Genomic DNA, 23,076 nt, shown 5'->3' with positions numbered 1-23,076 from the left:
ACTGTACTGGAACAAATGGCAATACAGATGACCTTCGAACGTGACGCTCAGGGGGCGACGGATTCCCCGGCCGGACCGATCTCCCTTGTCGGGCAGGTGATGCAGACGGTCCGACAGCAGATCGCCAGCCGCCAGATGACACCGGGCATGCGGCTGCCCTCGATCAGGGGTCAGGCCGACCGGATGGGGGTGTCCCGCTCCACCGTCGTCGATGCCTATGACCGGCTGGTGGCGGAGGGCGTGATCCGGTCCCGCCGGGGTTCGGGCTTCTATGTCGCCGGGCACCCGCCCCCCTTCTCCATCGCCGACACCGCGCCGGAGCTGGAGCGGGATGTCGATCCGCTCTGGATCGCGCGGCAATCGCTGGACGCGGACGAAGCCACACCGAAACCGGGTTGCGGCTGGCTGCCCCCATCCTGGATGCCGGAGGCGGAGATCCGCCGTGCCCTGCGCCGGGTCGCGCGCGCTGCCGATTTCCGCCTGACGGACTACAGCACTCCGCTGGGCCTTCCGGGGCTGAGGCAGGTGCTTTCGCGACGGCTGGCGGAACGGGGCGTGGCAGCGGCACCCGGCCAGATCATGCTGACCGAGTCGGGCACCCAGGCCATCGACCTGCTCTGCCGGTTCCTGCTGCAGCCAGGCGATACCGTTCTGGTGGACGACCCCTGCTACTTCAACTTCCACGCCATGCTGCGTGCGCATCAGGTGAAGGTTGCCGGTGTGCCCTATACCCCGGACGGCCCTGACCTGGTCCGGTTCGAACAGGCCCTGAAACATCATGCGCCGCGTCTCTACATCACCAACTCGGCGCTGCAGAATCCGACCGGCGCGACCCTGTCACCCGTCGTCGCCCACCGGGTTCTGAAACAGGCGGAAACCCATGATCTGATCATCATCGAGGATGACATCTTCGCCGACTTCGAGCATGAACCGGCGCCCCGGCTGGCCGCCTTCGACGGGCTGGCGCGGGTCATTCACATCGGCAGCTTCTCCAAGTCCCTGTCGGCGGCGGTGCGCACCGGTTTCATTGCCGCGCGGCAGGACTGGATCAGCGAACTGGTGGACCTGCGGATCGCGACCTCCTTCGGCGGCGCGGCCCTGTCGGCTGAACTGGTGCTGGCCGTGCTGCAGGACGGGGCCTGGCGCAGGCACACCGGCGGCCTGCGCACCCGCCTGGCGACGGCGATGGAGACGGTCAGCAGGCGGCTCCGCCCGCTGGGCCTGAAGCCATGGATCGAACCGGGGGCCGGAATGTTCCTCTGGTGCCGCCTGCCCGACGGGCTGGATGCCGCCGATGTTGCCCGCGCGGCCCTGCGGGAGCATGTCGTGCTGGCACCGGGCAATGCCTTCAGCCCCGGTGACGCGGCCAGCGGTTTCATGCGTTTCAACGTGGCGCAGACCCTGGACCCGGCCATCATTCCCATCCTCGAACGCGCGATGGAAAGGGCCGGAAACTCCGGGTCGCGGGGAAGCACTGGTCCGGGTCGGCGATGACGTTCGCGGATATCGGCTTCCACCCGGTGTCACATTGCATCCCGCCCTGTGCGGCGCAAGGATGGCGCGCGCCATGCCGAAGGGGAGAACACGCATGAACAACGCCGTCACGACCGAAATGCGGGGGGAGATCGCCCTGCTGATCCTGAACCGGCCCGACGCCCTGAATGCCATCAGCGCCGATCTGGCGCGGGGGCTTGCCGCGGCCCTGATCCGGCTGGATGCCGACCCGGCGGTGAAGGGAATCGTGCTGACCGGCGCCGGGGACCGGTCGTTCTGCGCCGGTGTCGACCTGCAGGAAGCCCGCGACGTGCAGGTGCATGAGGTGGAGGAATGGTTCGGGCGGGTCTGCAACTGCTATCGGCAGATCCTGATGACGGAGAAGCCGGTCATCGCCGCCCTGAACGGGGTTGCCACCGGCGGCGGGTTCCAGTTGAGCCTGGTCTCCGACCTGCGCGTCGCCCATCCCGGCGTCCGCCTCGGCCAGCCGGAGATCAATGCCGGGATTCCCAGTGTCATGGGTTCCTACTGGATGAGCCTGCATCTCGGCTGGTCGATGAACCAGGAGCTGTCGATGACCGGACGGCTGATGGACGCGGGGGAGGCGGAACGGCTTGGCCTGCTGAACCGTGTCGTCGCGCCGGAGGACGTCGTCCCCACCGCCTGCGACCTCGCCGGCCAGCTCGCGGCCAAGCTGCCCACCGCCTGGGCGCGCACCAAGCTGCGGTTCCGGGAAGTGGCGCTGAAGGGTTTCGACGAAGCCTTCCGCGCCGCCGTGCTGGGGCAGCAGGAAGCCTTCGCGAAGGGCGAACCGCAGGGTTTCATCGACGCCTTCTTCGCGGCCAAGGCGAAGGGCTGAGGCGCTTCGGGTGGTCTGTTCCATCCCTCTCCCTCAGCCGGGTATCCGGGAGCGCCGCGCAGATGTGGAGGACTGGGCCCGCGGATCAAGTCCGCGGGCGTCCTGATGGGGTGGATAGGGAGAGACGACTTGACCACACCCAACCACGTCGTGCCCGGGCTTGACCCGGGTACCCAGGCGTGCCGCTCAGGTGCCGATGGCCGGACCGCAATAACCGCCCTACCGGCGCTGGAAGATGGAGAACTGGCCGTGTGCGGTGGCGGCGAGCTTGCCGTCGTTCCAGATCTCGGAGTCCAGCGTGGCGACGCTGCGCCCCTTGTTGGTGACCTTCGTGGTGCAGGTCAGCGTTCCGCCGGTCACGCCCCGGAAATAGCTGATGGCGCAATTGATGGTGGCGCAGCTCTCGCCTTTCTCCAGCAAACCGTACAGCGCGGCGCCCATGCCGGTATCCGCCAGCGAATAGAGCGCCGCGCCATGCACGACGCCGTGCGGGTTCATCAGGTCCTCGCGCACCTCCAGTTCCATGGTGCTGGTGCCCTGCCCCTGCGCCGTGAAACGAAAGCCGATCAGATCTCCGTATGGATGCTGCATGTCCGTGTCTCCTCCCCCCAAGGTGCCCGTACCTTTACCTGTGCCTGGCCCGTGCACCGATTGCCCGTGCGGTCAGTCGTCGTCAAGCATGTCGCGGTGCGGATCATCGCGGGGCAGGCTGTCGCGGAATTCGGGCATCTTCTTCCAGCTCGGCACCGGCGGTGTGCCCTGCCCCGGACGCGGGACGTGCCGCGCGGGCGTGCCCTGTTCGAAATCCGGGATGTAGCGGGTGCAGTTGGGATAGATCTCGCAGTCAACGCGCACCACGAACCGCGCCCCGTGATGGCGCGACAGGCTCTCGGCATCCTGCAGGATCGTGGCGCGGCCCTTGATCCGCATCCGCAGGGTCCGCCCGTCGAACTTCACGAACAGCAGGCCTATGTTCGGGTTCTGCCGGATGTTCCCCAGGGTGCGGTACATCGAATTGCCGTCATATTCGGGATATTCGAGCACGCCCGGCCCGACGATCTTCACGAAGCCCGGGTCACCGGACTTCATGCTGCAGTCCACATGCTCCTTCCAGGCGCTGGCGATGAAGACGCAGGGGGCCTCCGTGATCAGCTTCCGGTCGGCCTCCGAGAACTCGAAATGGCGCGCCGCCGCCACGATGGCATCCGCCGTCCGCCGCCCGTCCATCTGGTCCTGCAGGGCGCGCATGCCTTCGTGAAAGAAGGGCCGCTCATCGGTTTCATCCATGCCTTGTCACTCCCCGCCCTGTCGCCGCGAACCGGATCACGTGCTCCCTGTCCCGCTGCGTTGTTATGGCGCTGAAACGGGAAATGCAATCGGCGGGCATCCGGCCCATAGTCACACGGAGTATCAGGCAATGCCGGAGTTCCGCAGATGAACCGCCGCCCTGACGTGACCGCGACACCCCTGCCGGCGCAGAGCCTGTTGCACCAACGGACCGCCCCCGCGGATTTCCTGGACTGCTATGCCGTGGCCTCCGACCTGGCGCCCCGCCAGGCGGCGGAGATCATCACCAGCTTTCCCGGCTGGGTGCAGTTCCTGATGCGCCTGCGCGGGATGCTGACCGCACCTTTCGGTCTGGCAAGCGAAGGCCCCAGGACGCGGGACAGCATCGGCATCTTCCCCGTCGAGACGGAATCGGCGGAGGAGATCATCGCCGGCTTCAACGACCGGCACCTGAACTTCCGGGTCTCCGTGCAGTCGCGGGAGGGGCGGGTGTTTCTCGCCACCTGGGTACATCCGCACAATCTGGGCGGCCGTCTCTACCTGCGCGCGATCATGCCGTTTCACATCCTGATCTCGCGCAATGCACTGGCGCGGGTGGCGACCAGATCGGCCGTGACCTGACCGGAGACGGGAGACCGGCGACATGCCTGCGGCCTATGACACCATCGGCATCAATTACGCCAACCTGCGCCAGCCGGACCCGCGGATCGGGGCGGCGATCGGCGCCGCGCTGGGTGACGCGGCCACGGTGCTGAACGTCGGCGCCGGGACGGGGTCCTACGAGCCGACACACCGCACCGTCACCGCCCTGGAACCCTCCATCGCCATGATCCGCCAGCGCCCCGCCGGCGCCGCCCCCGTGATCCGGGGCTTTGCGGAGGATCTGCCGTTCGCAGACAAGGCCTTCGACGCCGTGATGGCGGTGCTGACCGTGCACCACTGGTCCGACCAGCCGAAGGGCCTGGCGGAACTGCGCCGGGTGTCACGCGGCCCCACCGTGATCCTGACCTTCGACCCCACCCACCGGGGCTTCTGGCTGACCGACTACCTGCCGGAGCTCATCACCATCGACGCCGCCCAGATGCCGCCCATGAGCGCCTATGCCGCCGCCCTCGGCCCGGTACGGATCACCCCGGTCCCGATCCCGCACGACTGCGCCGACGGCTTCCTCGCCGCCTACTGGCGCCGCCCCACCGCCTACCTCGACCCCCGCATCCGCGCCGCCATTTCGTGTTTCTGGGCAATAGAGAGTTTGGAGGCGAAACTGGAGCGGCTGGCGCGCGACCTGGAGACGGGGGCGTGGGGGGAGAAGTACGGGCATTTGCTGGAGTTGGAGAGTTGCGATCTGGGGTATCGGTTGGTGGTGGGGAGGGGGTGAGCGCAGGAAGTGGGGTTCCGGGGAACGAAGGCTTTACGGGATGCACTCTGATCGCTGCCATTCACCTACGGCAACCAGCAATCATGACATTTTCAAGCGACAACTCAGCGGGCCACCAAGGTCTGCTGCGCGGACGAAGCGACCGGTTGGCGTTCGCGGTCAAGCCCGTGCAAGCTCATTCTGGTCAGGAGCTTCCCAGATTGTCTCGATGTAATCAAACATCGGCCGGGACACCTTCAGCGATCCGTCTCTATCTGGGCTTGCGTTACGTCGCTCGACGCGACCCCAACGAACAGCGACCGGAAAGTCGAGCACGTGAAGCTTGACCGCAAGGCCGTGTTCTCCGGCGAACGTATAGTAGCTGATTCGATGGTCCTTCCGCTGAAACCCGAGATCGAGAATCGACGGGACATTCAAGTCCGCAAGTCTGATAATCTGCGACCTGATATGCTCCTCGCAACGCTCGACTCTTGGCATGAACCACGCCGGAGTAAGCTCTTCGGGAGTATCATCGCCAAACAACGTAATCATCCACTTATCGATCGAGAAAACGAACCCATCGACTTCGTTCGCCAAAGCTTGAGCGTACGTCGTTTTGCCAGCGCCAGTGAGAGGTGGCCCGACAAATCTGGACAGTTGAGTTAGGTGGATTTTCTGCTCCCAATCCGGCAGCGTTGCCGGGACGAAGGAGCGAAGATGACAAGACGACCCAGGCGGAACCACAGCCCTGCCTTCAAAGCGAAAGTCGCATTGGCGGCGCTGAAGGGCGACAGGACGATGAGCGAGCTGGCGACGCAGTTCGACCTGCATCCCAATCAGATCAAGCAGTGGAAGGATCAGCTGCTTGAGGGCGTAACGGGTGTCTTCGATGACACGCCAAAGGCCGCGAAAGAGCCGCAGATCGACGTAAAGTCCCTGCACGCGAAGATTGGCCAGCTGGCGCTGGAAAACGATTTTTTAGAGGGCGCGCTCGACAAGGCCGGTCTGTTGCCGAGCGCAAGGAAATGACGGGCCCGGACCACAGGCTGAGCCTGACACGGCAAGCCCGGCTTCTCGGGATCAGCCGGGGCAGCCTGTATTACGCGCCGCGCCCGACCAGTGCGGCGGACCTCAAGCTTATGCGCAGAATTGACGAGTTGCACATGGACTACCCGTTCGCGGGCAGCCGTATGATGAAAGGGTTGCTGCGGCAGGAAGGCTTCACGGCCGGGCGGCTGCACGTGGCAACCTGCATGAAAACGATGGGCATTGAGGCGCTCTATCGCAGACCGAACACCAGCAAGCCTGCGCCCGGTCACAGGATCTATCCCTACCTGCTGCGCAAGCTGGCCGTGACGCAGCCCAATCAGGTCTGGGCCATGGATATTACCTACATTCCCATGGCCCGAGGGTTCGTCTATCTGGTCGCCGTTCTGGACTGGTTCAGCCGCAAGGTTCTGGCCTGGCGGCTGTCGGTGACGCTGGAAACAGCGCCGTGTCTGGAGGCCTTGAATGATGCCCTGCGCAGATATGGCAAGCCGGAGATCATGAACTCGGACCAAGGATCACAGTTCACGTCCATTGACTTCATCAAGGCGCTGAAGGACGCCGACATCCAGATCAGCATGGATGGCAAGGGCGCTTGGCGCGATAACGTGTTTGTCGAACGGCTCTGGCGCAGCGTCAAATACGAGGAGGTCTATCTGCACGCCTATGAAAGCGTGTCAGCCGCCCGACAGGGCATCGACCGATACCTGGCCTTCTACAACACAAGGAGACCGCATTCATCGCTGGAAGGGCAAACGCCCGATCAGGCATATCACATCAAGTTGCAACCAATCCCGGTGGCGGCATAACCAAGCGGAAAATCCACCTAAGAAACGGCTCGAAACTGTTCAAACGAACCGAACCACCTCTGTGGAACCGCTAATCAAGTGTATCAAGGGTATTATCCGTTCAGAGATGATGGGCTCATCGCCACCTTTGCGGTTTCGATCCTCACGATCTTCGACCGCGTATGGTCAGGTGAGATTGCTTACCGAACCTGATACGAGACGATGCAACTCGGTTGAAGACTGGTTGAGAGTAGCCTCATCCCAACGTTCGTCAAACAGGTAGCCTGCTTGCTTGGCGAAGGTCGCGCGGGCCTCGGACAGCTTCTCTCTTCCCGCATGCGTAATGACCATGAAGGCCAGTCTCGCGTCGCGTTCGTCCGTGTGGCGTTCGATCAGACCGGGCTTCTCCATCGGTGCCGCCATTCTCGTGATAGTCGAGGCGCTGATGTGCATGCGCTTGGCGAACTCGACCCCCGCATCCGCGCCGCCATCTCGTGTTTCTGGGCAATAGAGGATGTGGACGCGAAACTGGCACCGCTGGCGCACGATCTGGAGACGGGGGCGTGGGAGGCGAGATACGGGGATCTGCTGGGGATGGAGAGTTGCGATCTGGGGTATCGGTTGGTGGTGGGGAGGGGGTGAATATGAGTGGGGGGCCAAAGACGAAGGCTCCGCAGAACAAGGTGGATGGCAACCTCACTCCTGGAGAAGTGAATGCTGCAGAATCAACCAACGACTGTCTCGCGACGTGTTTCATTTAGCGTCGCGCAAGTCGCAGCATTCCGGTCAACGACGATATCGGCCTCGAACCAGCGTGGCCGAACGCCAGTGCTCAGGTAACCGAACCAGAAAGCCAGCACCGCCGTATGCTGCCGCATCAATCCGGTGTTTCGGTGGGCTGCTGCCGCAAGACCGAGAGCGCCAGTCCCAGCATGTTCCGGATGTTATCCGGATCCACGCCCGAGCCCCGCTGTGTGAATGCAAGTGCGATCTGCTCGCTCAGGTATTGTGCGCCCGCCTCTACTGATATCGGCCCGGCCCACTCACCTGCATCGCGGCGGGCCTGCAGAAAATCAGCGTAGCCTGCCAACGCAGCTGCGCCGATCTCGTCGACTCTCGCACGTGTGTCCGGCCCCAAACGGTGCTTGCCCGCGCGCATCTTGTTGAAGAGGCAGCCCGTTTCCATGCGCGGGTCAGCGCAGGCAAAGTCGACAAGCGCATCAAGCACCGTCGGCATGTCTGCACCGCTTTGCAGGATCGCGAATACGTCTGACAGCACTTGTTCTGCATATCGCGCCAGCGCTGCAGATGTCAGCCCGTCTTCGCTGCCGAAAGTCCGATAGATCGACGGTTTGGACACATCCGCCATCTGGCAGATCGCGTTCACGGACACATCGACCGGATCGTTATCCCAGTACGCATTCATCGCAACGTCGAGCACGGCGTCGCTGCTCATCTTGCGTGGGCGACCACGGGCCGGCTTCTGATCGGGGTCACTCATTTGTTACCGCATGGTATTTATTTATTGACGCAGCCCTGTCTATATTGATACCAATCGGTAACAAAAAACTCAAGCCACCGGAAGAAGGACCAGTACAGCACCAGGATCAGATGCCGCCTGACAGCGCGCCGCACTCGATCTGACGGAGCGCCATGTCGGCAAGGACGCCCGCGAAACTACCAACACACTGACCACCAGAACAGGAGAAACCCGATGATGAAACCGATCTTGTGCGCCACAGTGGTGGCCCTCATTGCGACAGCAGCCGTTGCAGACGACACCCACAGTACGAAGCACCATGTTGCGCTCGACAATGTTGAATGGTTCGAAGCCCCGATCCCCGGCGTGCAGCTTGCCCATCTCTGGGGCGACGACGAAACCGGTGCACGTTGGTTCTTCAAGATGGGCCCTGGCGTGGCGCTGCCGATGCACACGCACACCAGTGATTATCGAGGCATGACCATTCAGGGCAACTGGGTGCACATCGAGGCCGATGGCACCGAAGTCGCGACTGGGGCAGGAGATTACTCGCTCGTGAGAGGCGGAGTACCCCACGCCGACCGTTGCGACAGCGACGTCCCGTGCATCGGTCTGCTCGACTTCGCCGGACCCCGCGACGTGGCGCTGGCCAAGTAAGCCGACCCTTCAGCGTTCCGGCCTGGCGTCCCTGCTGCAAAGTCTGACCAAAAGGGGCTGCCGTGCAAACCACGGCAGCCACGCCCGAATTCCTGACAGGTTCAGCAGTGCAGGTTCGCCCGGATGGAGCCGTAGTCGGACCCGACAGTGTGGTGCTCGGCCACGAACATGATCCTTGCATTCAGCGTCTCTGAATACCGCTCCGCCATAGCCGGACCGAACTGTTCCGCGCTGTAGAGATAGATACCGATCAGGTCGCGTTCCGCGTCAGCGGTGAGGTCAACCCGCGTCACGCAGCAGGCCTTTCTGCCGCGCCTCCCGGCGTGCGGTTTCGAGCACTTCAGGAAGCGTCAGTCGGGAAGAGGCTGCCCCCTCACTCGAACCCCGGCGGTACGTGGCAGCCGCCGAAGGCTTCCTCGATCAGGCCGGCGAAGCGGATGGTGGTGAGGTCGCCCATCCAGGGGCCGATGATCTGGACGCCGACGGGCAGGCCCGTGGTGCCGCCCGGGCCCAGCGGGGCGACGGTGCCGGGCAGATAGACGGAACCCGAGATACCGGCCCAGAAGAGCTGGTCGTTATATTCGACCTCATGGCCGTTGACGGTGATCATGCGGTGCTCGCGCGGGATGCCCTCCTCCCGCGGGAAGGCGGCGGAGGCGGCGGCGGGGCAAAGCAGCAGGTCGTAGTCCCGGAAGAAGCCGTTCCACTGGTCGCGGTAGCCATAGCGGCGGCGGTCGGCAGCGGCCCATTCGTAGTAGGACTCGGTCGCCGCCTTGATGTTCATGCCGTTGTAGCTGCGGTCGTCGTCGGCGATGCCGGGACGCTGCGCCAGCCAGCCGTCGAAGACTTCCTTCGGCAGGCGGCTGTGGGTGACGGGGCGGAACAGGCGGAAATAGTCCTCGTGATACTGCAGCCAGTCGACCTCGAACGGGTCACGCTCGTCCACCGTGACGCCTGCCTTGCGCAGCTGGTCGGCCAGGGTGAGCAGCTTTGTCTTCACCTCCTCGTCCACCTCCGAGGCCGGGGAGTCGAGCATCAGCGCCACGCGGAAATCACCCAGATCGTCCTTCTTCGGCTGCGGCAGGGTCAGGTGCCAGCCCTCCCCATAGACCGGGTCGGCCCCGGCGACGGCCAGCAGTGCCGCCTCCAGATCCGCGGCGGAACGGGCCAGCGGGCCGCAGACGGCCACGTCGCTCGGCTGGTTCGACACCACCTTGCCATGGCCGCGCGGAGGCACGATGCCCCAGGTCGGCTTGTGCCCGAAGACACCGCAGTAATGCGCCGGGTTGCGGATGGAGGCCCCGATGTCGGAGCCGAATTCCAGCCCCGTCAGTCCCGCCGCCAGCGCCGCCGCCGAACCGCCCGACGATCCGCCCGGCGTGCGCTCCGGGTTCCAGGGGTTGCCGGTGCTGCCATAGACATCATTGTAGGACTGCCAGTCGGTCAGGTTCAGCGGTACGTTGGTCTTGCCGAAGACCACCGCGCCCTGGCGCTTGATCCGCTCCACCACGACCGCGTCGGCGGTGGCAACATTGCCGATGTAGCCGGTGTCGCCCCAGGTGGTCTGCAGCCCGGTCACATTGTAGCTTTCCTTCACCGTCATCGGCACGCCGTGGAAGGGGCCGAGGCGATAGCCGCGCCGGTTGAGCTGGTCCAGCCCCGCCGCCGCCTCCCGCGCCGCCGCATAGTCCGTGGCGATGACCGCGTTGATCGCCGGGTTCAGCCGCTCCGTCCGGTCGATGAAGACCTCCAGCATCTCCGCCGCGCTGGTCTCGCCATCGCGGATGGCGGCAGCAATCTGCAACGCCGATGCGTGGTGCAAGGCTCTGGTCCCCATGGTCTTCATCCCTCCCGGATTGTCGTGGTCGCTTCTTGCGGCACCGGCCCGCTCCCCCACCCGGCCACCCACGGCAGTATCCTCAATGGGTGGCCGGGTGGGGGAGCGGGCAGGCGCCGCTGTGCCGAACGGCACTCGGGACGATCATAGGACCGTTTGCGGGCGGAGGGTATGCGGGACGTACCGGTGACCGTTGCGCAAACATGACGTTTGCCTATGGCAGCCCTGCATCTGTCTTGTCTTTGGCCCGGCAGAAATCATGTTACAGTGCGCGCAAGTGTGTTCTGAACATGATGTATCGACCGGGAGGATTTGACGATGGCGTCAGGAATTCGTGACAAGGTAGCCATTCTGGGGATGGGCTGCTCCAAGTTCGGTGAGCGCTGGGACTGCGACGCCGAAGACCTGATCATGGAAGCCTATGAGGAATGCGTGAAGGACGCGGGGATCGAGACCTCGCAGATCGACGCCGCATGGTTCTCCACGGCGATCGAGGAAGTGCATGTCGGCAAGTCCGCCGTGCCGCTGTCCGTCGCGCTGCGCCTGCCCTACATCCCGGTGACCCGTGTCGAGAACATGTGCGCCTCCGGCACCGAAGCCTTCCGCGGCGCGGTCTATGCCGTGGCCTCCGGTGCCGCCGACATCGCCCTGGCGGTCGGCGTCGAGAAGCTGAAGGACACCGGCTACGGCGGCCTGCCGCAGCGTGGCCGTGGCCCCCTGAACGACATGATCAACCCGAACGCCTCCGCGCCGGGCAACTTCGCCCAGCTCGCCACCGCCTACCAGAAGAAGCATGGCGTGCAGGCGATGGACCTGAAGCGCGGCATTGCCCAGGTCTCGGTGAAGAGCCATGACAATGGTGCCAAGAACCCGAAGGCGCATCTGCAGAAGGCCGTGACCATGGACACGGTGCTGAACGCGCCGATGATCGCGGAGCCGCTGGGCCTGTTCGACTGCTGTGGCGTGTCCGACGGTTCCGCCGCCGCCATCGTCACCACGCCGGAGATCGCGCGCAAGCTTGGCAAGAAGGATCTGGTGACCGTGAAGGCCCTGCAGCTCGCCGTGTCGAATGGCACCGAGTCGGCCCACAGCTCCTGGGACGGGTCGTACTTCATGACCACCCGCCAGGCCGCCCAGCGCGCCTACAAGGAAGCCGACATCACCAACCCGCGTGAGCAGGTCTCGATGTTCGAGTGTCATGACTGCTTCTCCATCACCGAACTGGTGACGGCGGAAGACCTCTACATCTCCAAGGAAGGCGAAGCCTGGAAGGACTTCCTCGACGGCTTCTACAATGCCGACGGCAAGGTCCCGGCCCAGATCGACGGCGGCCTGAAGTGCTTCGGTCATCCGATCGGCGCCTCCGGCCTCAGGATGCTCTACGAGATGTACCTGCAGCTGCATGGCCGCGCCGGCGCCCGCCAGCTCTCGAACCCGAGCATCGGCATGACCCACAACCTGGGCGGCGCCCCGCACCAGAACGTCTCCTCCATCGCCATCGTCGGCCTCTACAACGGCTGACCCGCGACGACAGTGACGTGACGAACGAAGCCCGGCGGATGCAAGTTCGCCGGGCTTTTTCTATGGCTGACCGGTCCGGTGTCCGATGGCGACTGTTTGGTCCCTGAGCCGAACGCGGGAAGGCTGGGCACCCTGATCAAGTCAGGGTGCGGCGTGGGTCAGGCGGCTGGCTGCACTGACTTCCCTGCCGCCTGCTCTCTCAGGACGACGTACCCGCACTTGATGCGGGTACCCGGCGTGCCGCCCGAACGCCGAGCGGCGGGACACCCTGATCAGCAAATGGACGGAGACGGGCCTGCGCCCCTCACAGCACCTTCTGCATCGTCATCACATCCAGCCAGCGGTCGAACTTGAAGCCGATCTGGCGGGCGGTACCGATGGGTTCGAAGCCGAGGGCGCGGTGCAGGGCGACGGAGCCCTGGTTGGTCTGCGGGTCGCCGACGATGCCGATCATGTTGCGGCAACCCAGCCCACGGCAGGTCTCGATCAGGGCACCGAGCAGCGGGCGGCCGATGCCGGTGCCGACGGCATCGGGGGCGACGTAGATCGAATCCTCCAGCGTGAAACGATAGGCCGGGCGGGGGCGGTAGAGACCGGCGTAGGCATAGCCGACCAGCGCGCCCTCCCGCGTCGCGGCGAGCCAGGGCAGGTCCTTCTGCTTCAGGGCGGCGAAGCGCGCCTGCATCTCCGCCTCATCCGGAGCCTCAAGCTCGAACGATGACGTGCCGTTCTCGACCCAGTGGCCATAGATGGCGGTGATCGCCGGAATGTCGTCGGCGGTCGCGGGCCTGATGTCCAGTGCCATGCGCGCAGTCTCCCCGGGGCTGTTCGTTCCGCGCGGGAGTATCAGAGACCCAGAACCGCCTTGGCAAGAATGCCGCGCTGCACCTCCGACGTGCCGCCGGCGATGGTATAGCCGCGATGGTGCAACTGGCCCGACGTGATGCCGACCGCGTGGTCCGGACCCACGGGCAGCTGGTTGCCGCCCCGGAACAGGAAGTCGGAATGGTCCGGCGCGCCGTAGTAACCGATGGCCTGGTACAGCACCACGTCCAGGTCCTGCACCATGTGGCTGCCCAGCAGCTTGGTCATCGACGGCTCGGCGCCGATGCGCCCGCCTTCCGTGGCGCGGGACAGGATGCGCAGGCTGGTCATCTCCAGCGCGTTCAGCCGTGCCTCCAGGTCCGCGATCTTCATGGCGAAGTCCGGGTCACGGATCAGCGGCGCGCCATCGGCGCTTTCCGTGGCCGCGACTTCCTTGACGATACTGAGGACGCGGGCGTTCTCCGAGACGCGGGAGACGAACAGCCGCTCATCCCCCAGCAGCTTCTTGGCCACGGTCCAGCCTTCGTTCTCACGCCCCAGCACGTTCTCTACCGGCACGCGGACATCATCGAAATGCACCGTGTTCCACAGCCGCCGCCCGTTCAGCGCGATCAGCGGCCGGACCTCCAGCCCCGGCGTATCCATCTCGATCAGCAGGAAGGTGATCCCCTCCTGCTTCTTGGCGGTCGGGTCGGTACGCACCAGGCAGAAGATGTGGTTGGCCTCCTCCGCCGCGCTGGTCCAGATCTTGGAGCCGTTGACGACATAATGGTCGCCGTCGCGCACCGCCCGCGTCTGGACCCCGGCGAGGTCGGAACCTGCCCCCGGCTCCGAATAGCCCTGGCACCACCAGTGCTCGTCGGAGAGGATCTTCGGCAGGTAATGTTCCTTCTGCTCCGGTCGCCCGAAGGCAATCAGTGCCGGGCCGATCATGTTGAAGTTGAAGGCGATCAGCGGCGGCGCATGGGCCAGACGGCATTCCATGTCGAAGATATGGCGCTGCATGATGGTCCAGCCCGGACCCCCGGCGGATTTCGGCCAGCTTGCCGCCAGCCAGCCCCGCGCCCGCAGCGGTTCATGCCAGCGCAGCATGTCCTGCCGCCCCACAGGCAGGCCCCGCTTCACCCTGTCGGCAATGTCGGCAGGCAGCTCGGCCTTCAGGAAATCACGGACTTCCGTCTGGAAGGCCTGTTCATCGGCACTCAGTGCGAGTTCCATGTCCCAATCCTCCCGTCAGCGGCCCGTGAAGGCGGGTGCCCGCTTTTCCTGCCAGGCGGCGATGCCTTCCCGGAAATCCTCCGACTTCAGGGCAGCCGCCAGTTCCTCGGCGGCCTGGTCCTGCGCGGCATCCATGGACTGCTCCATCGCCCGCAGCACCAGATCCTTCATGATGCGGGTGGAGCGCGGCGAGACGTTGGCCGCAATGTCGCGCGCATAATCCTGTACGGTCTGCAGCACGTCGGCGGCGGGCACGGTCCGGTCCACCAGTCCCATGCGCTGCGCCTCGTCACCCTGGATGATCCGTGCCGAATAGAGCAGGTCGAGAGCGCGCGACGGTCCGATCAGGCGCGGCAGCAGCCAGGCCAGACCATATTCCGCCACCATGCCGCGCTTGGCGAAGGCCGTGCCCATCTTGGCCTCGGTCGCCGCGATGCGCACGTCACAGAACAGCGCCAGAACCAGCCCGACCCCGACGGCTGCGCCATTCATGGCGGCAATCAGCGGCTTCGGCACCGTGGTGAGATAGGCATATTTGGCGTGAAACCCCTCCGGCAGGTCCAGCCCGCCCGCGATCGCGCCGTGGTTGGGCAGCGGTTCCTGCTCCTTGCCGCCGCTGGCCGTGTTGGACAGCCGTGCCGCATCGGCACCGGCGCAGAAGCCGCGACCGGCGCCTGTCAGCACGATGGCCCGCACCGCAGCGTCATCGGAGGCGGCCTGCATGGCATGCCGGATCTCCCCGCCCATCTGCAGGGTCATGGCGTTCATCCGGTCCGGACGGTTCATGGTGATCGTGGCGACACCGTCCGACACCTCGTAGAGAATCTGCTCGTAGTCCACGTCCGGCCCTCCCCGACCCTGAAGCTCTGCGCATTCTTATGCCGGGGAAGTCGAATTGAGACAAGTGCATTAGGGCTGCCTGCCCATCCGACAGGCAGAATGCAGGGAAAGGGTAGGGGAAGCCCGGTTCGGTCGGGGGGACCCGGGCTTCCCCGCCAGATGGATGCCGTCTGGGAAAGGAGGGGGCGACAGCATCATCTGGTCCGTTGGCACGCCGACGGTGGGACCAGCCGGTGCGGCACAACGAACCTGTTGACGGTCAGGGGCCTCTGGGGCCTGACCGGGTCAGTGGATTATCGCAGTCGGCGGCGTCAGCCGGGACCGGTCCAGCAGGGTCAGGGCCGCGCCTTCGATGGCATAGAGCACGTCACTGGCCAGAATCCGGTCGCACGGGCCGGTATCGGACATCAGCAGGGCCAGGCGATAGCCGTCGGGCCGCTTGCTGTCATGCTGGCGCACCTGTTCCCGCCGGAATGCGGGATCCGTGACCAGGGAGTCGAGGCCGTGAATGATGTCCAGCGTCGCCTCCAGCAGGCTGTTGTGCCGCGCCCGGCTGATCCCGCCTGCGGCGCGGACCGCATCCAGACCCAGGCCATAGGGCACGGTCAGCGTCTCCGGATAGGGATTGCTCGCCCTGCCGCCCGCGAGGTCGCTGCCCCAGTCGGTCACGGCTGCGGCCAGTCCGATCAGCAGCGACGGGGGCAGATCCGACGGCACGGCGGGCGCCTCCACGCCAGCCTGTGCCCGGGCCACCGCGTCAAGCACACAGACGATCTCGTTGGCGCGCAGCACGATGGGCAGCATGATGGTCACGAAGGCCTGCTGCCGTTCGGTCATGCGGCGGCTGCGGGAAATGTCTGTCGGCAGGGCGTCCGCAAAGCGGCGCGGTATCCGCAAGCCGGCACGGGTCGCATGATAGGGGTCATAGTCGAGTTCCTGCAGCGCCCGGCGGGTGGTTACGGGGCTGTAGGTCGCACCCCCGACCGAGACACCGAACTGGCCCAGGGGATGATCCTGCAAAGCTGTGAAGTACATGTCGTGTCCTTCCAAGAGACCTGCGTCCGAACCAGTCCCGTTCGTCTGCCGGCCGGGGGGCAGATCGACTGCCCGTCGCTGTCCATTGATCTGGGGGGCCGCACGTGACCGGTCAGCGTCGCGGCTGTGGCCGATCTGTGACCGATGGTCATCGGCGGCCTTTCCACCGGATCGGCCTGCCTGATGCGGCGCACGACGGGCTTCGGCACCCGTAACCGTTGCAAGGTCCCGGGTCGCGATCATTCGCTGTTCGATCTGATGCGGCTTCTCCATGTCCCCATGGTCGCCGATTGACCGTGGCATCGGTGTGAAACAGAAGAGGCAATATCAGGGCGGAGGAGCCGGTTTCGGCACCGCAGGCCGACAGGGGGGCTGGCACCGGCCCGGGGCGTCTGGCAGGATCACAGGATGAGCACGGCACCTGACATGCAACCAGGGGACGAGGCCACCGCGTTGCCGGAGGCGGAGCGGCTGGCGCGGCTGCGGCTGATCCGCAGCGAGAACATCGGCCCCGCCACCTTCCATGGCCTGCTGGCCCGCTACGGGTCCGCGATCCGGGCGCTGGAGGCCCTGCCGGAGATCGCGGCACGGGCGGGCCGGCGAAAGCTGCGGATCGCGCCCGCAGCCGATGCGGAGCGGGAATGGCAGGCATTGCGGCGGCTGGGCGGCAGTTTCCTGATCATCGGCGATCCGGACTATCCCGCCCCCCTTGCCGCCATCAGCCAGGCGCCACCGGTGCTGGCCACGGTCGGCAGGCGGGAACTTCTGGCGCGACCGATGCTGGGCGTGGTCGGCGCCCGCAATGCCTCCGCCAACGGAAGGACAATCTGCCGCCAGATCGTCGCGGCAGTGGGGGACGCCGGGATCGCGGTCGTCTCGGGACTGGCCCGCGGCATCGACGGGGAGGCGCATCGCGCCAGTCTGGCCACCGGAACCGTCGCGGTCGTCGCGGGCGGGATCGACATCTTCTACCCGCCGGAGAATCGCGAGCTCCAGGCCGCCATCGGGCAGCAGGGTCTGGTCATCGCGGAGGCACCGCTGGGCGCGGAGCCGATGGCGCGGCATTTTCCCCGGCGCAACCGGATCATCTCCGGCCTTTCGCTCGGCGTTCTGGTGATCGAGGCGCAGGTGCGCTCCGGCACCCTGATCACGGCCCGGCTGGCGGGGGAGCAGGGTCGGGAAGTGTTCGCGGTTCCCGGATTTCCCCTCGACCCCCGCGCCCGTGGTGCCAACCGGCTGCTGCGGGAGGGGGCGACCCTGGTCGAGACGGCGGATGACATCATCGAGCCACTGCTCACTGCGCACAGCCTCTCGGGCGCACGCGCCCCGGGCATGCCGGAGGGGCCGTCCCTCCGCTTCGCCCCCCATGGCGACGCGACAGACGGGATCGCCGGGGCCGACGATGTGTCAGACGGGATGGATCATGCCCGCGACAGCCTGCTGGCCGCCCTGTCCGCGGAGCCGTCGCCTGCGGATCACCTGATGCGCGCGGCTGACATCGCGGCCCCCGTCTTCCATGCCGCCATGCTGGAGTTGGAGATCGCCGGACGGGTCACCCGGCATGCGGGAAACAGGTTCTCCCTGGTTCTGTAAGTGGTCGTCATGAGTCACGTCAGGAGCGGGACGGACCCGATCCCGTGACCGCGGCCCCGTTGACAGGCTGAAACGCTTTGCCCATGTTCCAGCCGCCCGGGGTGACAGGCATTGCGCGTCACCCGAAGCCAAGCAGAGGTTCCATGGACGTCGTCGTCGTCGAGTCGCCTGCCAAGGCGAAAACCATCGGTAAGTATCTTGGCCCGGGCTATACCGTCCTGGCTTCGTTCGGCCATGTGCGTGACCTGCCGTCGAAGGACGGGTCGGTGCTGCCGGATGAGGATTTCGCCATGACCTATCAGGCGGACCCGAAGTCCGCCAAGCACCTTAAGGCCATCGCGGATGCCATGAAGGGTGCGGATCGCCTGATCCTGGCCACGGACCCGGACCGCGAGGGCGAGGCCATTTCCTGGCACGTGCTGGAGGCCCTGCGGGCCAAGCGCGCGGTGAAGAAGGACGTGGGTGTCGAGCGGGTGGTGTTCAACGAGATCACCAAGCGCGCCATCCTGGCCGCGATGAAGCAGCCGCGCGACATCGACATGGATCTGGTGAATGCGCAGCAGGCCCGCCGCGCCCTGGACTATCTGGTGGGTTTCACGCTCAGCCCCGTGCTCTGGCGCAAGCTGCCCGGTGCCCGTTCCGCCGGTCGCGTGCAGTCGGTTGCCCTGCGCCTGATCGTCGAGCGCGAGCTGGAGATCGAGAAGTTCGTGCCGCGCGAATACTGGTCCATCCGCGCCGTGTTCCGCACTGCGGACGGCGAGGAAGTCAGTGCCCGCCTGACCCAGATCGACGGCAGGAAGCTGGACAAGTTCGATATCGCCAACGAGAGCCAGGCGACCGAACTGGCCGCGCGCGCCGCGCAGGGCAGTTTCAGTGTTGCCGGGATCGAGACGCGTCAGACCCAGCGCCGCCCGCAGCCGCCCTTCATCACCTCGACCCTGCAGCAGGAAGCCGCCCGGAAGCTGGGATTCAGCGCCAAGCAGACCATGCAGGTGGCCCAGCGCCTCTACGAAGGCGCGGACATCGGCGGCGAGACGGTTGGCCTGATCACCTACATGCGGACCGACGGCGTGCAGCTTGCGGCAGAGGCGGTGAGCGCGATCCGCGACACGGTGCAGTCGACCTTCGGCAATGCCTTCCTGCCCGGCAGGCCCCGCGAATGGTCGACCAAGGCCAAGAACGCGCAGGAAGCGCATGAGGCCATTCGCCCGACCGATATCAGCCGCACCCCCGACGAGATGAAACGCGTGCTCTCGGCGGAGCAGCACCGGCTCTACGACCTGATCTGGAAGCGCACGGTCGCCAGCCAGATGGAAAATGCCCGTCTGGCCCAGACCGGCGTGGACATCACGGCGGAGAACGGACTGACGTTCCGCGCCAATGGCACGGTGGTCGAATTCCCCGGCTTCCTGAAACTCTACGAGGAAGGCCAGGACGACCGGTCCGACGATGATGATGAGAGCCGTCTGCCGAAGATGACGGAAGGCCAGCCGCTGGACCGGGAGAAGATCGAGCCGAAGCAGCACTTCACCGAGCCACCGCCGCGATTCTCCGAGGCCAGCCTGGTGAAGAAGCTGGAGGAACTGGGCATCGGCCGCCCGTCCACCTATGCCTCCATCCTGTCGGTGCTGCAGGAACGCGACTATGTCCGGCTGGACAAGAAACGCTTCATTCCCGACGACAAGGGTCGGCTGGTGACGGCGTTCCTGATCAATTTCTTCGAGCGCTACGTGCAGTTCGACTTCACGGCGACGCTGGAGGAGGAACTGGACGACATTTCCGCCGCCAAGATCGACTGGAAGGAAGTGCTGCGCCGGTTCTGGACCAATTTCCACGCCGCGGTCGAGGAGACCAAGGACCTGCGCATCGGCGAGGTTCTGGACGCCCTGAACGAATTCCTGGCGCCGTCGCTGTTCCCGCCGAAGGAAGACGGCAGCAATCCGCGCACCTGCCCGAAATGTGCCATCGGCGAGCTCAGCCTGCGGCTGGGCAAGTTCGGCGCGTTCCTCGGCTGCTCCAACTATCCCGACTGCAAGTTCACCCGCAAGCTCGGCGGCGACCCGTCGGATGTCGAGGCGCAGGCCGGTGAGGACCGGGAGATGGGCATCGACCCGGCGACGGGGGAGATGATCTGGCTGAAGCACGGTCCCTACGGTCCCTACCTGCAACTGGGCGAGCCGGTGGAGAAGGGGCAGAAGCCGAAACGTGTTTCCCTGCCGAAGGGACTGGAGCCGGATGCGGTCGACCTGCCGCTGGCGATCCAGCTGATCTCCCTGCCCCGCGAGGTCGGCAAGCATCCGGAGACCGGCAACCCGATCAATGCCGGACTGGGACGCTATGGCCCCTATGTGGAGCACGAGAAGAAGTACGGTCGGCTCAGCGACTGGCGCGAGGCGCTGGAGGTCGGTCTGAACCGGGCGGTGACGGTGCTGGCGGAAGCGAAGAACCGGGGCGGGCGCACCGCGGCAAAGCCGCTGAAGGTGCTGGGCGAGCACCCGGACGGCGGTGGCGAGGTCCAGGTGCTGGACGGGCGCTATGGCCCCTACGTCAAGCACGGCAAGATCAATGCGACGATCACCAAGGGGATCGAACCGACCGAGATCACCATGGATCAGGCCGTGCAGCTGATCGCCGAACGCGCCGCGAAGTCCGGCAAGAAGGCCCCGGCGAAGAAGAAGCCGGCGGCGAAGAAGCCTGCCGCGAAGAAGGCACCGGCAAGGAAGAAGGCCGCGCCGAAGAAGAAGGCGGAAGGAGACTCGTGATTTCTCCTCAGGCCGCTGGCCATGGGAACCCATGGTAAAGTCCGTTCCCCCGCATCTGCCCTCGAAGCAGGAAATCCGGCGTTTCATCGACGAATCCGGCGGCAGGGCAGGCAAGCGCGAGGTCGGCAAGGCCTTCGGCATCAAGGGCCAGGACCGGATCTGGCTGAAACGGCTGCTGAAGGAGATCACCGCCGACCGCGATGCGGAGGGTCTGCCGGGCCGCAAGGACCATCCCCCGCGGGAGCGGCGGGAGTCCGGCGGCAGGCAGCAGCGACTGCCCCCGGTCGGCGTCATCGAGGTCACGGAAGTCGATGACGACGGCGACCTGCTGTGCCGCCCGCTGAAGTGGGAATCCGATGCGCCGCCGCCACGGATCGAACTGGTGGAGAAGACGGTGCGCGGACCGGCGGCAAAGCCCGGCGACCAGTTCCTCGCCAGGCTGGGTCGTGACGGTCAGATCTACCAGGCGCGGGTGCTGCATCGGCTGGAGGTCACCGCACGGAAGATCTTCGGCGTGTTCCAGCAGGCCATGCCGCCGGGACGGGGCGGGCGGGTCCAGCCGACCGACCGGAAGCTGCGCCAGGAAATGATCATCGAGCCGGGCAATGACGGCGGCGCCACCAGTGGTGATCTGGTGATGGTCGAAACGCTGCCCGGACGCGCGCTCGGTCCCCGGCTCGGAAAGGTGGTGGAGGTTGTCGGCAGCTTCGACGACCCACGCGCCATTTCGCTGCTGGCGCTGCAGACCCACGAGATCCCGCGCGAGTTCTCGCCCGAGGCGCTGGGTGCGGCGGCGGAGGCCATGCCGGTCACCGACCTTGGCAAGCGGACGGACCTGCGGGAGACCCCGCTGGTCACCATCGACCCGCCTGACGCCCGCGACCATGATGATGCGATCCACGCGGTCGCCGACGACGACCCGGACAATCCCGGCGGCTATCGCCTGACCGTCGCCATTGCCGATGTCGCCTGGTACGTGCGTCCCGAGAGTGCGATCGACCGCGATGCACAGGCGCGCGGCGTCTCCGTCTATTTCCCCGATCGGGTCGCGCCGATGCTGCCGGAGCGGCTGTCGGCCGACCTCTGCTCCCTGATGCCGGGGGAAGACCGTCCGGTGATGGCGGTGGAGATGGTGATCGACGCCACGGGCCGGAAACGCCGCCACCGCTTCTTCCGCGCCATGATGCGCTCCGCCGCCAACATCGCCTATGCCGATGCGCAGGCGGCCATCGACGGTGACCCGCGCCCGGAGCTGGACGGCCTGCTGGACCCGGTGCTGAAACCGCTGTTCGCGGCATGGGCACTGCTGGACCAGGCGCGGCGGCGTCGGGGACCGCTGGAGCTCGACCTGCCGGAGCGCAAGGTGCTGCTGGGCGACGACGGCTACATCGCCGGGATCGTGCCGCAGGAACGGCTGGATGCGCACCGGGTGGTCGAGGAGTTCATGGTGCTGGCCAATGTCTGCGCGGCGGAAACGCTGGAGCGGCGCGGCAAGCCCTGCGTCTATCGCGTCCACGAACCCCCTGATCCGGAGCGGCTGCGCGGCCTGAAGGACTTCCTCGGCACGCTGGGGCTGTCGTTCAATGCCGGCGATGTGGTGAAGCCCGCCATGTTCAACCGCGCCCTGTCGAAGGTTGCGGGCCGGGAAACCGCACCCATGGTCAGCGAGGCGGTGCTGCGCGCCCAGACCGCCGCCTATTACGACACGGACAACCAGGGCCATTTCGGCCTGGCCCTGCGCCGCTACGCCCATTTCACCTCCCCCATCCGGCGCTATGCCGACCTGCTGGTGCACCGCGCGCTGATCGATGCCATGGGCGCAGGCGCGGGCGGGCTGGGCGACACCGATCCGGATACGGTGCAGCGGCTGGCGGAGCAGACGTCCACGTTCGAGCGCCGGGCGATGCTGGCGGAACGTGATGCGCTGGACCGCTTCACCGCCATCTTCCTGCAGGACCAGGTGGGGGGACAGTTCGCGGCCCGGATCAGCGGCATCACCCGTTTCGGCATGTTCGTGGCCCTGGCCGAGACCGGAGCATCCGGCATCATCCCCATGCGCAGCCTCAGCAGTGACTTCTTCGACTTCGACGAGGCGGCGATGCAGCTCGTCGGACGCCGCACAGGCAAGGTCTGGCAGTTGGGTGAGCGCGTCACCGTGCGCCTGAAGGAGGCCTCGCCCGTCACCGGCGGTCTCGCGTTCGAGATCATCGATCCGAAGGGGGACAGCGCCAGCGGCGGTGGTGGCAAGGGCAGCCTGAAGGGGCCTGGTCGCGGCAACCTGAAGCCGCATCGGCCACCCCCGGGCCAGAAGCGCGGCAAGCCCAAGAAGCGGCGCTGAACCCCAGAACCGTCAGAAATCTGTCCAGAAGCGTCACTATGAACGGGAGGGCGGCAACAAGGTTGCCCCCTGAAACATCGCGCCGCATGATGCAGCCACAGGGAATTCGACAGCACCAACGTGCGTCAACGAGGGAGA

21 protein-coding genes are annotated in these 23,076 nt (G+C 65.9%); 10 read left to right on the top strand and 11 right to left on the bottom strand.

Features of this window, described 5'->3' with window-relative positions; genetic code table 11:
* The first annotated feature begins 99 nt into the window (after window positions 1–99).
* A complete protein-coding gene (locus tag QGV55_RS18775; protein ID WP_348637671.1) occupies window positions 100–1,494 on the top strand; it encodes a PLP-dependent aminotransferase family protein in 1,395 nt (464 codons plus the stop codon).
* Window positions 1,495–1,588: 94 nt separating this feature from the next.
* The gene (locus QGV55_RS18770) at window positions 1,589–2,353 is read left to right on the top strand and encodes an enoyl-CoA hydratase/isomerase family protein (RefSeq protein WP_281019110.1); all 765 of its coding nucleotides are present in this window, start codon (window positions 1,589–1,591) and stop codon (window positions 2,351–2,353) included.
* Window positions 2,354–2,572: 219 nt separating this feature from the next.
* Here QGV55_RS18770 and QGV55_RS18765 read toward each other — a convergent pair whose 3' ends face one another.
* Both QGV55_RS18765 and QGV55_RS18760 read right to left on the bottom strand, forming a co-directional pair.
* Window positions 2,573–2,944, bottom strand: a complete 372-nt coding sequence (locus tag QGV55_RS18765; RefSeq protein ID WP_281019111.1) for a PaaI family thioesterase — start codon at window positions 2,942–2,944, stop codon at window positions 2,573–2,575.
* A 72-nt stretch (window positions 2,945–3,016) separates the two neighbouring features.
* The gene (locus QGV55_RS18760) at window positions 3,017–3,640 is read right to left on the bottom strand and encodes a pyridoxamine 5'-phosphate oxidase family protein (RefSeq protein ID WP_281019112.1); all 624 of its coding nucleotides are present in this window, start codon (window positions 3,638–3,640) and stop codon (window positions 3,017–3,019) included.
* Window positions 3,641–3,787: 147 nt separating this feature from the next.
* Between QGV55_RS18760 and QGV55_RS18755 the strand changes: the two genes are divergently transcribed.
* Window positions 3,788–4,261: a DUF2867 domain-containing protein gene (locus QGV55_RS18755; protein ID WP_281019113.1), complete on the top strand. Its 474-nt coding sequence runs from the start codon at window positions 3,788–3,790 to the stop codon at window positions 4,259–4,261.
* 22 nt (window positions 4,262–4,283) lie between these two features.
* Window positions 4,284–5,018, top strand: coding sequence for a class I SAM-dependent methyltransferase (locus QGV55_RS18750; RefSeq protein WP_281020006.1), 735 nt, complete (start codon window positions 4,284–4,286; stop codon window positions 5,016–5,018).
* 159 nt (window positions 5,019–5,177) lie between these two features.
* Here QGV55_RS18750 and QGV55_RS18745 read toward each other — a convergent pair whose 3' ends face one another.
* On the bottom strand, window positions 5,178–5,828 hold the full coding sequence (locus QGV55_RS18745) for an ATP-binding protein (protein WP_281019115.1): 651 nt from the start codon (window positions 5,826–5,828) through the stop codon (window positions 5,178–5,180).
* Between QGV55_RS18745 and QGV55_RS18740 the strand changes: the two genes are divergently transcribed.
* Window positions 5,715–6,853 (top strand): IS3 family transposase gene (locus QGV55_RS18740; protein WP_281015974.1). Its coding sequence is split into 2 segments (ribosomal slippage): window positions 5,715–5,979 and window positions 5,979–6,853, totalling 1,140 coding nucleotides; the frame shifts between segments, so codons are not numbered across the junction. The two genes, QGV55_RS18745 and QGV55_RS18740, sit on opposite strands and share 114 nt — an antisense overlap.
* A 165-nt stretch (window positions 6,854–7,018) precedes the next feature.
* Here the strand turns inward: QGV55_RS18740 and QGV55_RS18735 are convergent.
* Both QGV55_RS18735 and QGV55_RS18730 read right to left on the bottom strand, forming a co-directional pair.
* Window positions 7,019–7,378: a MarR family transcriptional regulator gene (locus tag QGV55_RS18735; RefSeq protein WP_281019116.1), complete on the bottom strand. Its 360-nt coding sequence runs from the start codon at window positions 7,376–7,378 to the stop codon at window positions 7,019–7,021.
* 331 nt (window positions 7,379–7,709) lie between these two features.
* Window positions 7,710–8,333, bottom strand: a complete 624-nt coding sequence (locus QGV55_RS18730; protein WP_281019117.1) for a TetR/AcrR family transcriptional regulator — start codon at window positions 8,331–8,333, stop codon at window positions 7,710–7,712.
* Window positions 8,334–8,546: 213 nt separating this feature from the next.
* On the opposite strand from QGV55_RS18730, the gene QGV55_RS18725 reads away from it, so the two are divergent.
* On the top strand, window positions 8,547–8,969 hold the full coding sequence (locus tag QGV55_RS18725; protein WP_281019118.1) for a cupin domain-containing protein: 423 nt from the start codon (window positions 8,547–8,549) through the stop codon (window positions 8,967–8,969).
* A gap of 101 nt (window positions 8,970–9,070) precedes the next feature.
* On the opposite strand, the gene QGV55_RS18720 is transcribed toward QGV55_RS18725, so the two are convergent.
* Both QGV55_RS18720 and QGV55_RS18715 read right to left on the bottom strand, forming a co-directional pair.
* On the bottom strand, window positions 9,071–9,262 hold the full coding sequence (locus tag QGV55_RS18720) for a type II toxin-antitoxin system RelE/ParE family toxin (protein WP_281019119.1): 192 nt from the start codon (window positions 9,260–9,262) through the stop codon (window positions 9,071–9,073).
* 80 nt (window positions 9,263–9,342) lie between these two features.
* A complete protein-coding gene (locus tag QGV55_RS18715; RefSeq protein ID WP_281019120.1) occupies window positions 9,343–10,806 on the bottom strand; it encodes an amidase in 1,464 nt (487 codons plus the stop codon).
* A gap of 318 nt (window positions 10,807–11,124) precedes the next feature.
* On the opposite strand from QGV55_RS18715, the gene QGV55_RS18710 reads away from it, so the two are divergent.
* Window positions 11,125–12,327 carry an acetyl-CoA acetyltransferase gene (locus tag QGV55_RS18710; protein WP_281019121.1) on the top strand — a complete coding sequence of 401 codons (1,203 nt, stop codon included), beginning with the start codon at window positions 11,125–11,127 and terminating at the stop codon, window positions 12,325–12,327.
* A gap of 304 nt (window positions 12,328–12,631) precedes the next feature.
* Here QGV55_RS18710 and QGV55_RS18705 read toward each other — a convergent pair whose 3' ends face one another.
* From QGV55_RS18705 to QGV55_RS18690, 4 genes are all read right to left on the bottom strand, one after another.
* Complete coding sequence (locus tag QGV55_RS18705; protein WP_281019122.1) at window positions 12,632–13,132, bottom strand: GNAT family N-acetyltransferase; 501 nt, start codon at window positions 13,130–13,132, stop codon at window positions 12,632–12,634.
* A gap of 41 nt (window positions 13,133–13,173) precedes the next feature.
* Entirely contained in the window at window positions 13,174–14,370 is a 1,197-nt protein-coding gene (locus QGV55_RS18700) for an acyl-CoA dehydrogenase family protein (RefSeq protein WP_281019123.1), read from the bottom strand.
* A gap of 15 nt (window positions 14,371–14,385) precedes the next feature.
* Complete coding sequence (locus tag QGV55_RS18695; RefSeq protein ID WP_281019124.1) at window positions 14,386–15,210, bottom strand: enoyl-CoA hydratase-related protein; 825 nt, start codon at window positions 15,208–15,210, stop codon at window positions 14,386–14,388.
* Between the two features lie 285 nt (window positions 15,211–15,495).
* A complete protein-coding gene (locus tag QGV55_RS18690; protein WP_281019125.1) occupies window positions 15,496–16,245 on the bottom strand; it encodes a hypothetical protein in 750 nt (249 codons plus the stop codon).
* A 408-nt stretch (window positions 16,246–16,653) separates the two neighbouring features.
* On the opposite strand from QGV55_RS18690, the gene dprA reads away from it, so the two are divergent.
* The 3 genes from dprA (at window position 16,654) to rnr (ending at window position 22,938) form a co-directional block, all read left to right on the top strand.
* Entirely contained in the window at window positions 16,654–17,838 is a 1,185-nt protein-coding gene (dprA, locus tag QGV55_RS18685; protein WP_281019126.1) for a DNA-processing protein DprA, read from the top strand.
* A gap of 143 nt (window positions 17,839–17,981) precedes the next feature.
* Window positions 17,982–20,600 (top strand): type I DNA topoisomerase, encoded by a 2,619-nt coding sequence (gene topA, locus QGV55_RS18680; protein WP_281019127.1) that lies wholly within the window; start codon window positions 17,982–17,984, stop codon window positions 20,598–20,600.
* A gap of 31 nt (window positions 20,601–20,631) precedes the next feature.
* Window positions 20,632–22,938: a ribonuclease R gene (gene rnr, locus QGV55_RS18675; RefSeq protein WP_281019128.1), complete on the top strand. Its 2,307-nt coding sequence runs from the start codon at window positions 20,632–20,634 to the stop codon at window positions 22,936–22,938.
* Window positions 22,939–23,076: the final 138 nt, after the last annotated feature.

It is taken from the genome of Minwuia sp. IMCC3009, from assembly GCF_029909415.1.
Taxonomy (GTDB): Bacteria; Pseudomonadota; Alphaproteobacteria; order Minwuiales; family Minwuiaceae; genus Minwuia.
Note: the sequence above shows the minus strand (reverse complement) of the source record. Positions and strands in the feature narration are given on the sequence as shown.